Here is a 17,328-nt window from a genome sequence, read left to right as displayed (position 1 = left end):
ATGTCCAAGTGCGACAGCGATCTTGGCACAGCATGGTCCTCACCATACGTGAGGGCGTTCGTGTTTGTCGCCGCCTGAACGAATTCTCTGGAATACCTGGACAACACAGGGCAATCCATCCCATAATTCTGCCGTCATCAGATTCGAGACACTCTAAGTGGGGGCCATGGTTGCCATCGCCATAATCGGAATCGGCTGCCGGTATCCCGGGGGCATCGTGGATTCGTCCAGTTTCTGGGATTTCCTGGTACGCAAGGGAGATGCGGTTGCCGAGATCCCGGACTCGCGATGGGATGTCGACCGTTACTACGACCCGGACCCGGAGGCTCCGGGCCGGATGTACACCAGGCACGCATCTTTCGTCGACGAGCCTTTCGCCCGATTCGACTCGGACTTCTTCGGAATCTCCCGGCGCGAGGCCGCGACCCTCGATCCGCAGCAGCGACGCCTGCTGCAGGTGTCCTGGGAGGCGCTCGACGACGCGGGTGTCGCCGGACATGTCAGCGGCTCCACGGTGGGCACGTTCATCGGCGGCTTCACCAACGACAACGCGGTGGGCAAGGCCGGCTCCCACGCACTGGACCGGATCGACAACTTCGCCGCGACCAGCTCGTCACAGACGTTGCTGGCCAACCGGATCGCGTACACCTTCGATCTGCACGGGCCCAGCCTGACCGTGGACACCGCGTGCTCCTCCTCGCTCGTGGCGACCCATCTCGGCGTCCGCGCGATCGCCGACGGGGAGTGCGATATCGCGCTCGTCGGCGGTTCCAACGTGATCTTCCAGCCCGAGACGTTCATCACGATGTGCAAGGGCCGATTCCTGTCCGTGGACGGCCGCTGCAAGTCCTTCGACGCCTCCGCCGACGGCTACGGCCGCGGTGAGGGCGTCGGCGTCGTCGTGCTCAAGAACCTGGAACAGGCTGTGCGCGACCGGGATCGGGTCTACGCGGTGATCCGCGGCAGCGGGGTGAACCAGGACGGCCGCACGCTGGCGCTGCCGGTCCCCAATCCGGATTCGCAGTTCGCGTTGGCCCGGAGGGTCGTCGAACAAGCCGGAATCGACCCCGCCCGAGTCGGTTACGTCGAGGCGCACGGCACCGGCACCGGTGTGGGCGATCCGCTCGAGGCTTCCGCGCTCGGCCGCGCCTACGGGATGGCCGAGGGCCGCACCCGTCCGCTGCGGATGGGTTCGGTGAAGAACAATTTCGGCCACACCGAGGCGGCGGCCGGGGTGGCCGGTCTGATCAAGGCGGCACTCACGGTGCGGGAGGGACGCGTCGCACCGCAGGCGTATCTGGAGAATCCCAACCCCGAGATCGCCTTCGACGATCTGGGTCTGACCGTACCGCTCGAGGTCGAGGATCTCGACGGAATTCACGCCGGTGTCAACAGTTTCGGATACGGCGGCACCAACGCGCACGTCCTGGTCGAGCGCGCTCCCGAACCGGTGCACGGTGACGAGGCCCGCGATACGGTCCGGGTGTTCCCGGTCTCCGCCCGCAGCGAGGAATCGCTGCGACGGCTCGCGCGCGGGTACGGCGATCTGCTCAGGTCGCCGTCCGGCACCGCCGAGCCGGTGTCTCCGACCGTCGATGCGGCCAGTGGCGGTGGCGCGATCGACGTGCCACGGGTCAAGGCCGCGGTGGTGCAGCGCCGCGCCCATCACCACCTCCGCCGGGGATTCGTCTATCGCGATACCGAAGACCTTGTGGCGCAGCTGGATTCGTTCGCCTCCGGGGAGGGCAAGATCGGCGACCGGGTCCTGGTGGAGGGCCTGCGCACCCCGGTGTTCGTGTTCAGCGGCATGGGGCCGCAGTGGTGGGCGATGGGCCGTGCCCTGCTGCTTGCGCCGGGCCGGTTCCGCGATACCGCCCAGGAGATCGATGCCGAGTTCCGGAAGATCGCCGGCTGGTCGATCCTGGACGAGGTGCTCGCCGACGAGGACGACTCCCGCATCGCGCGCACCGATATCGCGCAGCCAGGCAACTTCCTGATCCAGGTCGCACTCGTGGAGCACTTGGCGCAGTGGGGAATTCGCCCTGCCGCGATCGTCGGGCACAGCGTCGGCGAGGTTTCCGCGGCGTACGTCAGCGGTGCTCTTTCGCTGACCGACGCGCTCACCGTCGCCTATCACCGCTCCCGGTTGCAGGCGCAGACCGCGGGCAGCGGCGGCATGCTCGCGGTGGGACTGGGCCCGGACGAGGCGCGTGCGCGCTTCGAGCGATTCGGCGACGCGGTGTCCATCGCCGCGGTCAACGGCGCGACCGCGGTGACGCTGGCGGGCCTCGAGGGCCCGCTCGAGGAGTTGCGCGAGGAGCTGACCGGCGAAGGTATGTTCGCGCGGCGGCTGCGGGTGGAGGTGCCGTACCACAGCCATCTCATGGATCCGATCCTCGACGAGTTGCGGCAGTCGCTGGCGGGACTGACTCCGCGCGAGCCCTCCGTGCCGGTCTACTCGACGGTCACCGGAAGTCTGTTCGACGCAAGGGAATTCGCCGATCCGGGCTACTGGTGCCGCAACGTTCGCGAGACCGTCCGCTTCGCCGATGCGATCGACTCGCTGATCGACGAGCGGTTCCGGGTCTTCCTGGAGGTCGGGCCGCATCCGGTGCTGGTCGGCAATATCCGTGAGGCGTTCGTGCGGCACAGCGTGAGCGGCGCCGGCATCGGCACCCTGCACCGCGACGAGGACGCCGAGTCCGCGGCGCTGACCGCCCTCGCGGAGCTGTACCGGGTCGGCGCGGTCGATGCTCCGGGCGATGCCGAGATCTACCGGAACACGAAGATCGCGCATCTGGACCTGCCGCCGTATCCGTGGCTGGATCTCGAAGTGTGGGAGGAGAACATCCGCACACTTCGCGCCCGGCACGGCGACCCGAACCGGTACGCGCTGCTCGGCGACCGCACCGATTCCCTGGAATCGGAATGGGAGCTCACCCTGGCTCCGGCCAACCTGCCGTGGCTGCGCGATCACAATGTGGGCGGTGCGGTGGTGCTGCCGGGTGCGGGATTCATCGACGCGGCCCTGGCCGCGGCGCGCCAGCGCACCAGCCGTGACCAGTGCGGTGTGGACGCCCTCGCGTTCATCGCGCCGCTGATCGTCTCCGAGCACGACGTTCCGGTGATGCGCGTCGCCGTCGAGAACGCCGCCAAACGCCTGTCGATCAAGTCGCGGTCGGGCCACGGGGACCTGTGGACCCAGCACGCCTGGGGCCGGCTCGTCGAGATGGAGTCCGGCGCCCATCGGCTCGACGTACCGGCAGAGAAGTCCGGCGACATCGCCTTCGACCACGACGAGATCTACGCGGCGATGGACGCTCTCGGACTCGCCTACGGACCCGCGTTCCGGCGGATCCGGCGGGCCAGGGTCCAGGGCACGACCTGTGTGGCCGAGCTGGACACTCGCGAGCTCGTGGAAGGCGGTCTCGTGCCCGACGCGCCGCATGTCGTGCACCCGGCGCTGACCGACGCGGCGTTCCAGTGCGCCGCGGTGCTGCTCGCCGCGAGCGGTACCGGTGGGAACACCCGGGCCGTCGCGCACGTTCCCGCCGCCGTGGACCGGGTGCGGCTGTTCGGCCCGATACCGGACGAGCTCCTCGCGGTCGTCTCCGTGGTGTCGACCGAGCCGTTGCGCGTGGACGCGTTCCTGACCGATCGCAATGGCGAGGTGGCCCTCGCGCTCTACGGCGCGGAGTTCGCGCCGATCGGTGTCGCGCCCGACCCGCTGGACGATCTCGAGCGCCTGTTCTACGAGCGGCGCTGGGAGGACCTCGATCCGCTCGCCCCGAACGATCAGGGCCGGGCGATCAATGTCGCGGTCACGATCGGCTCACCCGCCGAAACCGTTCTCTCGGGTGTGACGCAGGGGCCGATCGAACCACTCCGGCTCGCCTGGGACGCCGATCCCGACGACGCGGAGGCGGTGGGCGCGGCGACCAAACAGCTCACCGAGGCGCTGGCCCGCGACGGCTATCTGCGGATCGGCCTGGCCGCCGGGCCCGGATACGACGCCGCCGGGCTCGCCTACCGCGTGGTGGCGTTCGCGCGCGTCGTCACCGCCGCCTCCGCCGACCGGCTCGACAGCGACCCGGCCGACTTCGACGTGCGAGTGGTCATCGTGACCAGGAACGGCATGGTCGGGCCGGGCGATACCGAACTCGATCCGGCGCACGCCGCCCTGGTCGGATTGCGCCGCACCCTCGCCAACGAGCAGAACCCGATCAGCTGGGCGTCGATCGACACCGACGGTTCGGTGAATACGGATTCCCTTGTCGCGGAGCTGATTCGGGGGACGACCGCCGAATCGGACGAGATCCGGCTGCGCGGCGGGAGCCGATCGGCCGAACGTGTGCTGCGGTCGGCCGCGGAATTCGTCGAGAAGTGGGACGTGCCGAGCGCGTTGGCGAGCACCGAGGAACCCTACGAGGTGGTGCTGCCGCGCACGCGGCTGCTGAAGGACCTCACCCTGCGCGCCTGCGACCGGGTGCCGCCCGGCCCGCGCGAGGTGGAGATCCGGGTCGAGACGATCGGCCTGAACTACAAGGACCCCCTCAAGGTGCTCGGCATCCTCACCGAACGACAGCTGTCCGGAACCTATTTCGGCACCGTCCCGGGTATGGAGGGCTACGGAATCGTCACTCGGGTCGGGTCCGAGGTCACCGATATCGAGCCCGGCGACGCGATGGCGGTGGCGACCCGCGGCCTGCTGCGTCGATACACCCTCGTCGACGTCGATGGCGGCGGCGCGTGGGTGCGGGCTCCGCGGGCGATTCTGGGCGACCATCAGGAACTGGATCCGCTGGCGATCGGGTCGGGGCTGCCGTACATCACCGCGTACTACTCACTGCGCACGCTCGCGGATCTCGGGCCCGGCGATAGCGTGCTGATCCACGGTGCGGCCGGTGGCATGGGTATGGCGGCCGTGCAGGTGGCCGCCAGCCTCGGCGCCACGGTGTTCGCGACGGCCGGTTCCGCGGAACGCCGTGCGGCAGTGGCGGATCTCGGCGCGACCCATGTTTTGGATTCGCGCTCATCGAGTTTCGTCGACGAGGTGCTGCGACTCACCGACGGCCGCGGGGTGGACGTCGTCTACAACTCCATGCCGGGCGAGGTGATCAGTCAGGACTTCACGGTCGCCGCGGAATTCGGCCGGATCATCGAGATCGGTAAGGCGGACGTCTATTTCGGCGGCGCCGTCGACCTGCGGCCGTTCAACCGGAACCTGAGCTTCTACTCGATCGATATGGACCGGTTGCTCGCGCAGCGGCCCGAGCGTTTCCGGCAACTCATGCAGGAATGCGTCCTCGCGTTGGCCAAGGGTGAGGTCAAACCGCTTCCCTACGTGCGGTTTCCGATCACCGAGCTGTCCACCGCTTTCGAGACGGTGCTGCGCGCGTCGCAGGTGGGACGCGTCGTGGTGGATCTGCGCACCGATATTCCCGAGGTGCTGCCGCAGCGTCCCCCGGCAATGCCGGTCCGGGCGGACGCGACCTACCTGATCACCGGTGGTTTCGGCGCGTTCGGTCTGGCGACCGCGCGTGCGCTGGTGCAGCGAGGTGCGACCCGGCTCGTCCTCGTCGGCCGGCGGGGGGTGACCTCCGACGACATCCGCCGACAGCTCGATGTGCTGGCCGCGCGGGGCGTCGATGTGCTGTGCGAATCCGCCGATGTGAGCGATGCGGCGTCGGTGGGGCGTGTCCTGGACGCGACCGCCGATCCCGAACGGCCGTTGCGCGGCGTATTCCACACCGCCGGGGTGGTCGCCGACGAGCCGGTTGCCGATATCAGCGCCGAGACCCTCGGTTCGGTATTCGCACCCAAACTCGGCGGGACGCTGGCGCTCGATGCCGCGACCCGTGAGCGAGGGATCGAGCTGGACGCGTTCGTGCTGTACTCCTCGATCAGCGCGATCACCGGGACCATTCCGCAGTCGTCCTACGTGGCGGCCAACGCGACGCTCGATGCGTTCGCCGCGGCTCGCCGCGCCGAGGGACTGGCCGGTATGTCGGTGAACTGGGGCGCGATGGCCGGCGGCGGTATGGCGGAGACATCCCTCGCGGTCACCAAATATCTCGAGATGCTCGGCTTCAATCCCCTCGATCTGGACCGGGGTGCGGGCCTGCTGTTCGACGCCGCCAGGTTCGGTCGGTCGAATTTGATGCTCGCCGATGTCGACTGGGCGACGTGGCGCAGCGGTCATCGGGTGGCCGCTGCCAGCGGCCGGTTCGAGGAGGTCGTCGACGAGGTGCCGGAGTCGCAGCAGGCCGCGGCGGCTCGTCAGATGCTGCTCAATCTGCCGCCGGAGGAGCGAGCGCCCGCGGTCATCAAGGTGATCGTCGAACAGCTGTCCGAGGTGCTCGGCGTCGAGCCGGAGAGTATCGACACGCGCGGGCCGATCGCCGATCTGGGCATCGATTCGGTGATGGGCGTCGAATTCGGAGCCCGGGTGCAGAAGCAGCTCGACGTGCAGATGAGCGTCTTCCAGTTCACCGGGGACCTGACCATCGAATCGATCGCCGCTCGCGTGGTCCGGCTACTGGAGCAGGAACAGGAGAAATCGTGAGTACGAGCGCGAAGCGTTCGGGCCCCACGGCGCTGGAGAAGTGGTGGTTCCCGACGGCGGATTATCGCGGGAGGCGGCCCTCGGTGTGGTTGTTCGGCGGCGCGGGCGTCGAGCAGGCGTGGACGGCGAATCCGCTCATACCGTTCATCGGGGACTACGACTTCGCGGTGTGGCGGATGCCGGGCCGGAGCGTGCGCAAGGACGAGCCCGATCCGACCAGCCTCCGCGCCGTCGGTCGGGAGGTCGCCGAATCGATCGCCGAGATCGGCGCGGTCCGGCCGGTGTTGTCCGGGCTGAGTTTCGGCGGTCTGCTCGCCTTCGTCGCCACCCAGGAGTTGGAGAAGCTCGGTGTGCAGGTCGGCCGGTTCATTCCGATCGTCAGCGCGTGTCCCAACGAATGGCGGATGGGAGCGGTCTACGCGTGGCTGAACGGCGGTCCGGTTCGGTATACGAAGCGCCGGCTCGCCGCGGCGGACGCGGCCGGGAAGCTGCCGCCCGAACTCAGCGGTGCGAACAGAGAGGTGATGCAGCGGCCCTACGTCGCGGATCTCACCGCGGGTTTCCGGGAATGGTCGCATTCGGTGATCCAGACCTCGATCACCGATATCTCGGCGTCGGACGAACAGCGTCTGCACATTTCCAGCCTCACTCGGTGGCGGCCGTATACCCGTGGCGAATTCGATTCGATCACCTCCACGGGCGGCCATTTCTTCTACCGTGAGCACCCGGAGGTGGTGTCGCGCGTCTTCGATCGGGAGTCGGAGATCGCCTACAGCGGCGGTTTCTGAGAATCAAGTGATCGGGGTGTGGTCTGGTCGTGGCGGATGTAGCGATCGTGGGAGCCGCGTGCAGGTTCCCCGGTGCCGAAACTCTGGATGAGTACTGGGATCTGCTGAACAACTCGGTCGAGGTCGCCACGACGACGGATCTGCTCCGGCCGTCGGGTGATCCGGGATCGTCGGCACGCGGACTGTCGGGCAGATTTCTTCGGAATGTCGAGGAATTCGATGCCGATTTCTTCGGTATTCCGCCGCGGGAAGCCGCGGCCATGGATCCGCGGCAGCGCGTCGCTCTGGAGCTTTCCTGGAATCTCGTCGAAAGTTCCGGCGTCGATCCCGAAACTCTCGCCGGTGAACAGGTCGGAGTATTCATCGGTGCGATGGGTGACGATTATTCCGGTGTGCTGCGGCAGAGCGGTTCCGCGGTATTCGATCGTTATTCGCACACCGGTACGAGCCGCGGGATGATCGCCAATCGCATTTCGTATTTCATGCGGCTGCGCGGTCCCAGCCTGACGGTGGATTGTGGTCAGTCCTCATCGCTGACGGCCGTGCATCTGGCGTGCCGGAGTCTCGCGTCGGGTGATTCCGTGCTGGCCATCGCCGGTGGTGTGCACCTCAATCTCGATTCCGCGGCCGAGCAGATCGAGGCGCATTTCGGCGGTCTTTCCGAACAGGGACGATGCTTCACGTTCGATTCCCGGGCGGACGGATACGTCCGGGGCGAAGGTGCTGGGCTGGTATTGCTGAAACGTCTGCCGGATGCTCTCGCGGACGGCGATGAGATCCTGGCTGTCATTCGCGGTAGCGCCGCCGGACACGGTGGAGAGGGCCGGGGCGGCATTGCGGTCCCCACCGTCGCGGGAGAGGTCGATGTCCTGCGGCGAGCGTATGAGGATGCGCGAATCGATCCGCACTCGGCTCATTACGTCGAATTGCACGGGACCGGAACGAGAGTCGGCGATCCCGTGGAAGCGGCGGCGCTGGGTGCGGTATTCGGTCCGCGATCGGCGGACGCCCCGTTGTTGGTCGGTTCGGTCAAGACGAATATCGGTCACCTGCTCGGTGCCGCCGGTATCGCCGGTCTCGTGAAAACCGTTCTGGCTGTTCGACATCGGAAGATCCCGGCGAGTCTGAACTACCGTGAAGCGCCGACCGGTATGGACCTGGGTTCTCACGGCATTCGGGTCTGCGATATTCCGAGTGTCTGGGCCGAGGGGGTTCCGCGGATTGCCGGTGTGAGTTCGTTCGGAATGGGTGGGGCGAATTGTCATGTGGTGGTTTCGTCTCTCGACGAGTGTGGGACAGCGGATTCGGTATCCGGGCGGGCCGGGGCAGATGGTGTTTCCGCGGGTGTGAGGTCGTCGGTGGTGCCGTGGGTGTTGTCGGGGAAGTCTGCTGAGGCGTTGGCCGGGCAGGCGGCTGGTCTGTTGGAGTATGTGCGGGAGCGTCCGGGGCTGGATGCTTCGGATGTCGGGTTTTCGCTGGCGGGGCGGTCGTTGTTCGAGCATCGGGCGGTGGTTGTCGGTGGTGATCGTGACGAGTTGATTCGCGGGCTGGGCGGGTTCGTCGACGGTGAGCCGGGGCGAAATGTGGTGTACGGACGGGCCGGTGCCGGGGGAGGGACGGTATTCGTTTTTCCTGGTCAGGGTTCGCAGTGGCTGGGGATGGGGGTGGAGTTGCTGGAGAGTTCGCCGGTGTTCGCCGAGCAGTTGAATGCTTGTGCCGCTGCGCTTTCGGAGTTCGTGGACTGGTCTTTGATCGATGTGTTGCGTGGTGCGAACGGTGCGCCGGGGCTGGATCGTGTGGATGTGGTGCAGCCGGTGTTGTTTGCGGTGATGGTGTCGTTGGCTCATCTGTGGCGGTCGGTGGGGGTGTGTCCGGATGCGGTGATCGGGCATTCGCAGGGGGAGATCGCGGCGGCGTTTGTGGCGGGTGCGTTGTCGTTGCGTGATGCGGCTCGTGTGGTGGCGTTGCGGAGTCGGTTGTTGGTGGGGTTGTCGGGTTCGGGTGGGATGGTGTCGTTGGCGTGTGACGTCGATCGGGCGCGCGATGTGGTGGCGGGTTGGGGTGATGCGTTGAGTATTGCCGCGGTCAACGGCCGTTCGGCCGTGGTGGTGTCGGGTGCGTCGATCGCGTTGGAGGAGTTGCTCGCTCACTGCGAGAGTCACGACATTCGTGCGCGCCGTATCGATGTGGATTATGCGTCGCATTCGGCTCGGGTCGAGGCCGTTCGAGACGAGTTGGTCACGGCGTTGTCAGCGGTCGAGCCACGTACCCCGGAGATTGCGTTCTTCTCCACGGTGACTGGAAACCTCTGTGACACTGCGGTTCTGGACGGCGAGTACTGGTATCGGAATCTTCGGCAGACGGTGGAGTTCGAGCCCGCGGTGCGTGCGGCTTGTGCGCGAGGGTATCGGGTGTTCGTCGAATCGAGCCCGCATCCGGTGCTGGTCGCCGGCATCGAGGACACGGCCCGTGATTGTGTCGAAGGTGTTGGCGCTGTCGTCGTTCCGTCGCTCGGGCGTGGCGAGGGCGGGCTCGATCGGTTTCTGAACTCGGTCGCGCAGGCGCACGTCCGTGGTGTGCGCTCGAATTGGCGCGCGGTCTTCGCCGGCACCGATGCTCATCGTATTCAGTTGCCGACGTACGCATTTCAGCGGCGGTCGTACTGGTTGCCGCGGTCCCCCTCCGATGACGTGGCTGGGCTCGATGACGCCGGAGCCGGGTCGTCGGTGTCCGCTGCGGGGGCACGCGGTGCGGATGTCGTGCAACCGGTGTCGGCCGTGGCGCAGCGGTTGCACGAGCTGACGGAGGACGAACAGTACGCCGTGCTGTCGCGGCTGGTCCGATCCCAGGTGGCCGTGGTGCTGGGCCACGACGGCCCCGGCGATATCGACCCGGACACGGTCTTCCGGGATATGGGATTCGATTCGCTCTCGGCGGTCGAACTGCGTCATCGGCTCGAGGCGGCTACCGGGGCGGCCCTGTCGTCCACGCTCGTTTTCGATTATCCGACCTCAGCGATGCTGGCTGCCCACGTGCGGCAGGAAATCGTGGGAGTGCGGGACCGGGGGCGAGAAGAGCGCCCGAGGCGCGCGGCGCCGGGCGATCCGATTGCGATCGTAGGGATGGGATGCCGGTTTCCCGGCGGTGTCGCATCGCCGGATGAGCTGTGGGATTTGGTCTTTCGCGGCGAGGACGTGATATCCGCATTTCCGGGCGACCGGGGTTGGGATCTGGCGGGGCTGTTCGATCCGGACCCGGATGCGGTGGGTAAGTCGTACACGCGGGCCGGCGGATTCCTCGATGACGCCGCCGGATTCGACGCGGCGTTCTTCGGTATCGGCCCCCGTGAGGCGACGGTGATGGATCCGCAGCAGCGGTTGCTGCTGGAGGTGTCGTGGGAGGCGTTGGAGCACGCGGGAATTGATCCGCACCGGCTGCGCGGAACTTCGACCGGCGTTTTCACCGGTCTGATCGCGCAGGGCTACGGCGCTCAGGCGACGGCAGCCGAATCCGAGGACTACTCCGGCACCGGGCAGACCTCGAGTGTGGCGTCGGGTCGGGTGGCGTATGTGTTGGGTTTGGAAGGGCCTGCGGTGTCGGTGGATACGGCGTGTTCGTCGTCGTTGGTGGCGTTGCATTCGGCGGTGCAGTCGTTGCGGCTGGGCGAATGTGACCTGGCGCTGGCCGGTGGCGTCACGGTCATGGCCACCCCTCGGATCTACTCCGAATTCAGTCGGCAGCGGGGGTTGTCGGTGGATGGGCGGTGCAAGGCGTTCGCCGCCGCCGCGGACGGGACCGGATTCGCCGAGGGCGTGGGCGTTCTCGTTGTCGAGCGGGTGTCCGATGCGCGGCGGCTCGGTCACGAAATCCTCGCGGTAGTCAGAGGTTCGGCGATCAACCAAGACGGTGCGTCGAATGGTTTGACTGCGCCGAATGGTCCGTCGCAGCAGCGGGTGATTCGGGCTGCGTTGATGAATGCGGGTTTGTCGGCTTCGGATGTGGACGCGGTTGAAGCGCACGGTACGGGCACCCGACTGGGCGATCCCATCGAGGCACAAGCATTGTTGGCGACCTACGGGCGTGACCGCGCCGAAGGGCGAACGGTGTGGCTCGGGTCGGTGAAGTCGAATATCGGTCATACGCAGGCCGCTGCGGGCATGGCGGGTGTGATCAAGATGGTGCAGGCGCTGCGACACGGACTGCTGCCGCGCACACTGCACGTGGATGAGCCCAGCCCGCATGTAGATTGGTCCTCGGGCGCGGTCTCGTTGCTGACCGAACCCCACGAATGGCCGGAGACCGGTGCACCGCGCCGTGCGGGTGTGTCGTCGTTCGGCATCAGCGGAACGAACGCACATGTGATCCTGGAACAAGCGCTGCCCGAACCAGCATTCCATCGCCCGGGCAGTCCCACAGCCGATACCGACGCACTCGATGGCGTCGCGTCGGCTGGAGATGCGGCCGAAAGCGCTGCGCCCGTTGAAGACGACCGCGATGGTGCCGTATCCGGCGGTAATGCAACTGATGCTGTCGCATTCGTCGGCGGGGTAGCTGAAGAGGTGGCGCCCGTGGGGGAGGGCTCGCCCAGTGGTATCGGGGTCGTTGGGGATATGCCCGATGGTGCCGGACCGGTTGGGGGCGCGGCTGATGGTGCTGTGCCTGGTGCGGGTTTGCCCGTGGTGCCGTGGGTGTTGTCGGGGAAGTCTGCTGAGGCGTTGGCCGGGCAGGCGGCGCGGCTGTTGGAGTATGTGCGGGAGCGTCCGCAGTTGGGCCCGGCCGATGTGGGTTTTTCGTTGGCCGGCCGGTCGGTGTTCGAGCATCGGGCGGTGGTCATCGGTAGTCATCGTGATGAGTTGATTCGCGGGCTGAGCGGTTTCGTCGAGGGGGAACCCGGTCGAAATGTGGTGCACGGGCGCCTTGGAACGACCGGGAAGACGGTATTCGTTTTTCCCGGTCAGGGTTCGCAGTGGCTGGGGATGGGGGTGGAGCTGCTGGAGAGTTCGCCGGTGTTCGCCGAGCAGTTGAATGCTTGTGCCGCTGCGCTTTCGGAGTTCGTGGACTGGTCTTTGATCGATGTGTTGCGTGGTGCGAACGGTGCGCCGGGGCTGGATCGTGTGGATGTGGTGCAGCCGGTGTTGTTTGCGGTGATGGTGTCGTTGGCTCATCTGTGGCGGTCGGTGGGGGTGTGTCCGGATGCGGTGATCGGGCATTCGCAGGGGGAGATCGCGGCGGCGTTTGTGGCGGGTGCGTTGTCGTTGCGTGATGCGACTCGCGTGGTGGCGTTGCGAAGCAAGTTGCTGGTGGAGCTGTCGGGTTCGGGTGGGATGGTGTCGTTGGCGTGTGACGTCGATCGGGCGCGCGATGTGGTGGCGGGTTGGGGTGATGCGTTGAGTATTGCCGCGGTCAACGGCCGTTCGGCCGTGGTGGTGTCCGGTGTCCGGAATGCGTTGGAAGAGTTGCTGTTCCACTGCGAAAGCCACGACATCCGGGCGCGCCGTATCGATGTCGACTACGCATCGCACTCGGCTCGGGTCGAGGCGATTCGCGATGGTCTCGCCGAGGCGTTGTCGGGTATCGAGCCACGCACCTCGGAGATTGCGTTCTTCTCTACGGTGACTGGAAACCTCTGTGACACTGCGGTTCTGGACGGCGAGTACTGGTACCGGAATCTTCGGCAGACGGTGGAGTTCGAGCCCGCGGTGCGTGCGGCTTGCGACCAGGGGTATCGCATCTTCGTCGAATCGAGTCCGCATCCGGTGCTGGTCGCCGGAATCGAGGACACGGCGGCCGGGTTCGTCGAAAGTGTTGAAGCGGTTGCGATTCCGTCACTCGGGCGGGGCGACGGTGGACTCGACCGGTTCCTCCTGTCTGTCGCGCAGGCAAATGTCCGCGGTGTGGGCGTGGCATGGCGGGGACTGTTCCCCGGGACGACCGCTCGTCGTATTCCTCTGCCGACATACGCATTTCAACGACAGCGATTCTGGCTGTCGAGTACGGCGACGGCTGGCGAGGTGAGTCGGTTCGGTGTGGTTGAGACCGGGCACGCGCTGTTGGGCGCGGCGGTGGAACAGCCCGATACCGGCGGAGTCGTGCTGACCGGGCGGCTGTCACTGGCGGCGCAACCGTGGCTCGCCGATCACGCGGTATCGGGTGTGGTGGTCTTTCCGGGCGCCGGATTCGTGGAACTGGTCGTTCGAGCCGGTGACGAGGTCGGCTGCGGTGTGATCGAGGAACTGATCCTGCGGGCGCCCCTGGCGCTACCGGCCGAGGGGTCGGTGCAGGTGCAGGTGCTCGTCGGCGGTGCGGACGGTGCCGGGCAGCGGACGGTGTCGGTGTACTCGCGCCGAGATGAGGGCTCCGGCTGGACCGTGCACGCCGAGGGAACGCTGAGCTCCGATGACGTCGGATCGACCGGACCGGATCTGTCGGTGTGGCCTCCGGCGGGCGCGGTCGCAGTCGACGTTTCCGACGCCTATGCGCGATTGCTCGAGCGGGGATACGAATACGGCCCCGCATTCCAGGGATTGCGGGCGATGTGGCGGCGAGGTGCGGAACTGTTCGCCGAGGTCGCCATACCCCCGGACGCCGGTATGGACGTCACGGGCTTCGGAGTGCATCCGATGCTGCTGGATGCGGCCCTGCACGCGGTGGTGGTCGCCGCCGGTACGGGAGAAACCGCGTTGCCGTTCGCCTGGGAGGGAGTATCGCTGCACGCTGCGCGGGCCGGTGCGGTGCGCGTGCGGGTCGACCTCGCCGACTCCGGTGCGGTGTCCCTGGAATTGCTTGATGCCGCCGGTCTTTCGGTGTTGACGGCGCGGTCGGTGACCATGCGTCCGGTGACGGCTCAGCAGTTGCGCGCAGCGGCAAGGGGGCATGTCGGGAGCGGTCCGGACCACATCCTCGAGGTCGTCTGGTCGCCCGCTGCTACGACCACCGAACCCGCCTTGCCCGTGACCGCGGTGGCCTGGGAGATATTCGAGAAGCAGATTGCCGCACCGGATGGGATTGATGCGGAGACCGGGGGTCGCGTCGCTCCGGACGCGATGCGGCCGGATCCGGCCGCAGGTGCTGATGTCACCCGAGATGCGGTGGTGTTGGAGGTGAGCGCGTCGCGGGGCGCGGTTGTGCCCGATGTCTACGACGCCGTTCACCGGGCGCTGCATGTGCTGAAAATATCCCTGGCGCAGAATGTTTCAGCGACCCTGATCGTGGTGACGCGCGGTGCGGTGGCGTTGCCGGGAGAAGCGGTGACCGATCTGGCCGGTGCGGCGGTCTGGGGATTGGTGCGGTCGGCGCAGACGGAGAATCCCGGCCGAATCGTGCTGGCCGACACCGATTCCGACGTCGACGTGGCCACGATCCTGGCGGTTGGGGAACCGCAGGTGCTCCTGCGCGACGGGATCGCGCACACTGCTCGCCTCGCCGCACCGCCTGTCGGTGAGATGTTGGCGCCGCCGGACGTTCGGTCCTGGCGGTTGGGCATCGCGGAGAAGGGCACGCTGGAAAACCTGGCCCTGGAGCCCTTTCCGCAGGGCGATGCCCCGCTCGAGGCCGGACAGGTGCGGGTGGCGGTGCAGGCGTCCGGAGTGAATTTCCGTGACGTACTGATCGCGTTGGATATGTATCCCGCGCGGGAGGCCGTGCCGGGCAGTGAGGCCGCCGGAGTGATCGTCGAGGTCGGTCCCGCGGTGAGCGGTTTCGCCGTGGGCGACCGGGTGATGGGGGTGCTCATCGGCGCCGGCCCGCGCGTGGTCGCCGATCACCGGATGGTGGCGACGATCCCCGCCGGATGGTCCTTCGCCGAGGCCGCCGGGGTGTCGGTGGCGTTCCTGACCGCTTATTACGCGTTGGCGGATCTGGCCGAGGTTCGGGCCGGCGAATCGCTGCTGGTACATGCCGCAACCGGCGGGGTGGGCATGGCGGCGGTGCAACTGGCCGCACACTGGGGGCTCGAAGTATTCGCGACGGCGAGCCCGGGTAAGTGGGATACGTTGCGGGCCCAGGGATTCGATGAGGACCACATCGCGAATTCGCGGACGCTCGAGTTCGAACAGAAGATCCTCACCGGCACCGCGGGGAACGGTGTGGATGTGGTGCTGGATTCGCTGGCCGGTGAGTTCGTCGACGCGTCGTTGCGGTTGCTGCCGCGCGGGGGACGTTTTCTGGAGATGGGGAAGACCGATATCCGCGACGCGGGGATGATCGCCGACCGGTATCAGGGCGTGCGTTATCGAGCGTTCGATCTGTTCGAGGTGGAGCCCGGCCGGATACAGCGGATGCTTGCCGATCTGGTCGAGTTGTTCGAGGCCGGAGTCCTGCGACCACTGCCGGTGACCACCTGGGATGTGCGGCGCGCCCCGGATGCCTACCGATTCCTCGGCCAGGCCCGGCACACCGGCAAGCTCGTTCTGACGATGCCCGGCGTGTTCACCGCGGGCACGGTACTGATCACCGGCGGTACCGGTATGGCCGGCGCCGCGCTGGCCCGGCATCTGGTAGCCGAGCACGGTGCGCGAAATCTACTGCTGGCCAATCGAAGTGGTGCACAGGCCGCGGGGGTGGACAATCTGGTGACGGAGCTGTCCGAATCGGGTGCGCAGGTGCGGGTGGTGGCATGCGATGTTGCCGACCGGGATGCGGTGGCGCGGTTGTTGGCCCAGATTCCCGCGGCGGCTCCGCTGTCCGCGGTGATCCACGCCGCCGGTGTGCTCGACGACGCGGTGGTCGAATCGCTGACCGCCGAGCGCGTGGACCGGGTGTTGCGTGCGAAGGTCGATGGCGCCTGGAACCTGCACGAGCTGACTCGCGATATGAATCTTCCCGCGTTCGTGCTGTTTTCGTCGGTCGCGGGCACCGTAGGCACACCTGGGCAGGGGAACTATGCCGCCGCGAACGCCTTCCTGGATGGTTTGGCAGCATATCGTCGGTCGGAGGGGTCGGCCGCCGTGTCGCTGGCGTGGGGATTGTGGGCTCAGCCCAGCGGCATGACCGGACATCTGGCGACACGGGATATGGCACGGATGAGTCGCGGCGGACTGGTCGCGATGTCGTCGCAGGACGCGGTCACGTTGTTCGACAACGCATTACGCCTCGACCGCCCCTGCCTCGTACCGGCGCGCTTCGATCTGCCGGGGATGCGTTCCCGGGCGGATGCGCCCGCGCCGTTGTTCGCGAGCCTGGTCCGCGGTCCGAGGCGGCGATCGGCCGATGACGGTGCCGCGAAGTCGACGTCGCCGTTGGCCCAGCAATTGCAGGGGCTGGCCGAGCAGGAGCAGTACACGCTGCTGCTGCGGTTGGTGCGCTCGCAGGCCGCAGTGGTGTTGGGGTACACCGGACCCGAGGATGTGGCATCCGACGCGGCGTTCCGCGAGGTGGGATTCGATTCGTTGTCCGCTGTCGAGTTGCGTAATCGCCTGAAAGCGGCGACCGGACAGATATTGTCGTCGACCCTCGTCTTCGACTATCCGACACCCGCGGCCCTCGCCCGGTACCTGCGGGACCGGTTCGATATCGGGTCGCCGCGCAAGGCCGATGCGGGCGTATCCCGGGATGCGGAAATTCAGCAGCTCATTTCGTCCATACCCATCGATACCCTCCGCCGGTCGGGAGTTCTGGATACTTTGCTCCGGCTGGCGAATTCGCCGGACGATCAGAGCGCGTCGAGTCACAAAGAAGAAGATTTCGCCGATATGAGCTTGGACGACCTTCTCACTGTCGCTCTCGGTGATCAAGACGATCGATGAATGTGGAGACCGCATGACTACGAAGCTCGACCAGGCGACCGAGGCGTTGCGCAAGGCACTTGTTCAGATCGAGCGGTTGAAGCAGCAGAACCGGACACTGGTCGAGCGTTCCAGCGAGCCGATTGCGATCGTGGGCTCCGGGTGCCGGTTTCCGGGCGGCGTCGCGTCGGCAGATGATCTGTGGGACCTGGTAGTTCGCGGCGGCGACGCCGTATCGGAGTTTCCGGTCGAC

Annotated in this window: 4 protein-coding genes and 2 pseudogenes; all 6 read left to right on the top strand. The window is 67.0% G+C overall.

Annotated elements, in window-relative coordinates:
* Positions 1-166 precede the first annotated feature (166 nt).
* On the top strand, positions 167-6,565 hold the full coding sequence (locus NV1_RS30330; protein WP_067899132.1) for a type I polyketide synthase: 6,399 nt from the start codon (positions 167-169) through the stop codon (positions 6,563-6,565).
* Positions 6,562-7,353 (top strand): thioesterase II family protein, encoded by a 792-nt coding sequence (locus NV1_RS30325; RefSeq protein WP_084525973.1) that lies wholly within the window; start codon positions 6,562-6,564, stop codon positions 7,351-7,353. The genes NV1_RS30330 and NV1_RS30325 overlap by 4 nt, the downstream gene beginning before the upstream one ends.
* Before the next feature lie 29 nt (positions 7,354-7,382).
* Positions 7,383-8,474 (top strand): annotated as a pseudogene (locus tag NV1_RS47285) (beta-ketoacyl [acyl carrier protein] synthase domain-containing protein); the annotation flags it as partial.
* Between the two features lie 30 nt (positions 8,475-8,504).
* Positions 8,505-9,923, top strand: a pseudogene (locus NV1_RS47280) (acyltransferase domain-containing protein); the annotation flags it as partial.
* Positions 9,924-10,202: 279 nt separating this feature from the next.
* Positions 10,203-17,096 (top strand): SDR family NAD(P)-dependent oxidoreductase, encoded by a 6,894-nt coding sequence (locus NV1_RS46975; RefSeq protein WP_507762140.1) that lies wholly within the window; start codon positions 10,203-10,205, stop codon positions 17,094-17,096.
* Positions 17,097-17,109: 13 nt separating this feature from the next.
* Positions 17,110-17,328 (top strand): beta-ketoacyl synthase N-terminal-like domain-containing protein (locus NV1_RS30315; RefSeq protein ID WP_067899126.1); only part of this gene is annotated, 219 nt, incomplete at its 3' end.

It is taken from the genome of Nocardia vaccinii NBRC 15922 (genome assembly GCF_001613305.1).
Classification (GTDB): domain Bacteria; phylum Actinomycetota; class Actinomycetes; order Mycobacteriales; family Mycobacteriaceae; genus Nocardia; species Nocardia vaccinii.
This window is presented reverse-complemented; position numbering and strand designations above follow the sequence as displayed.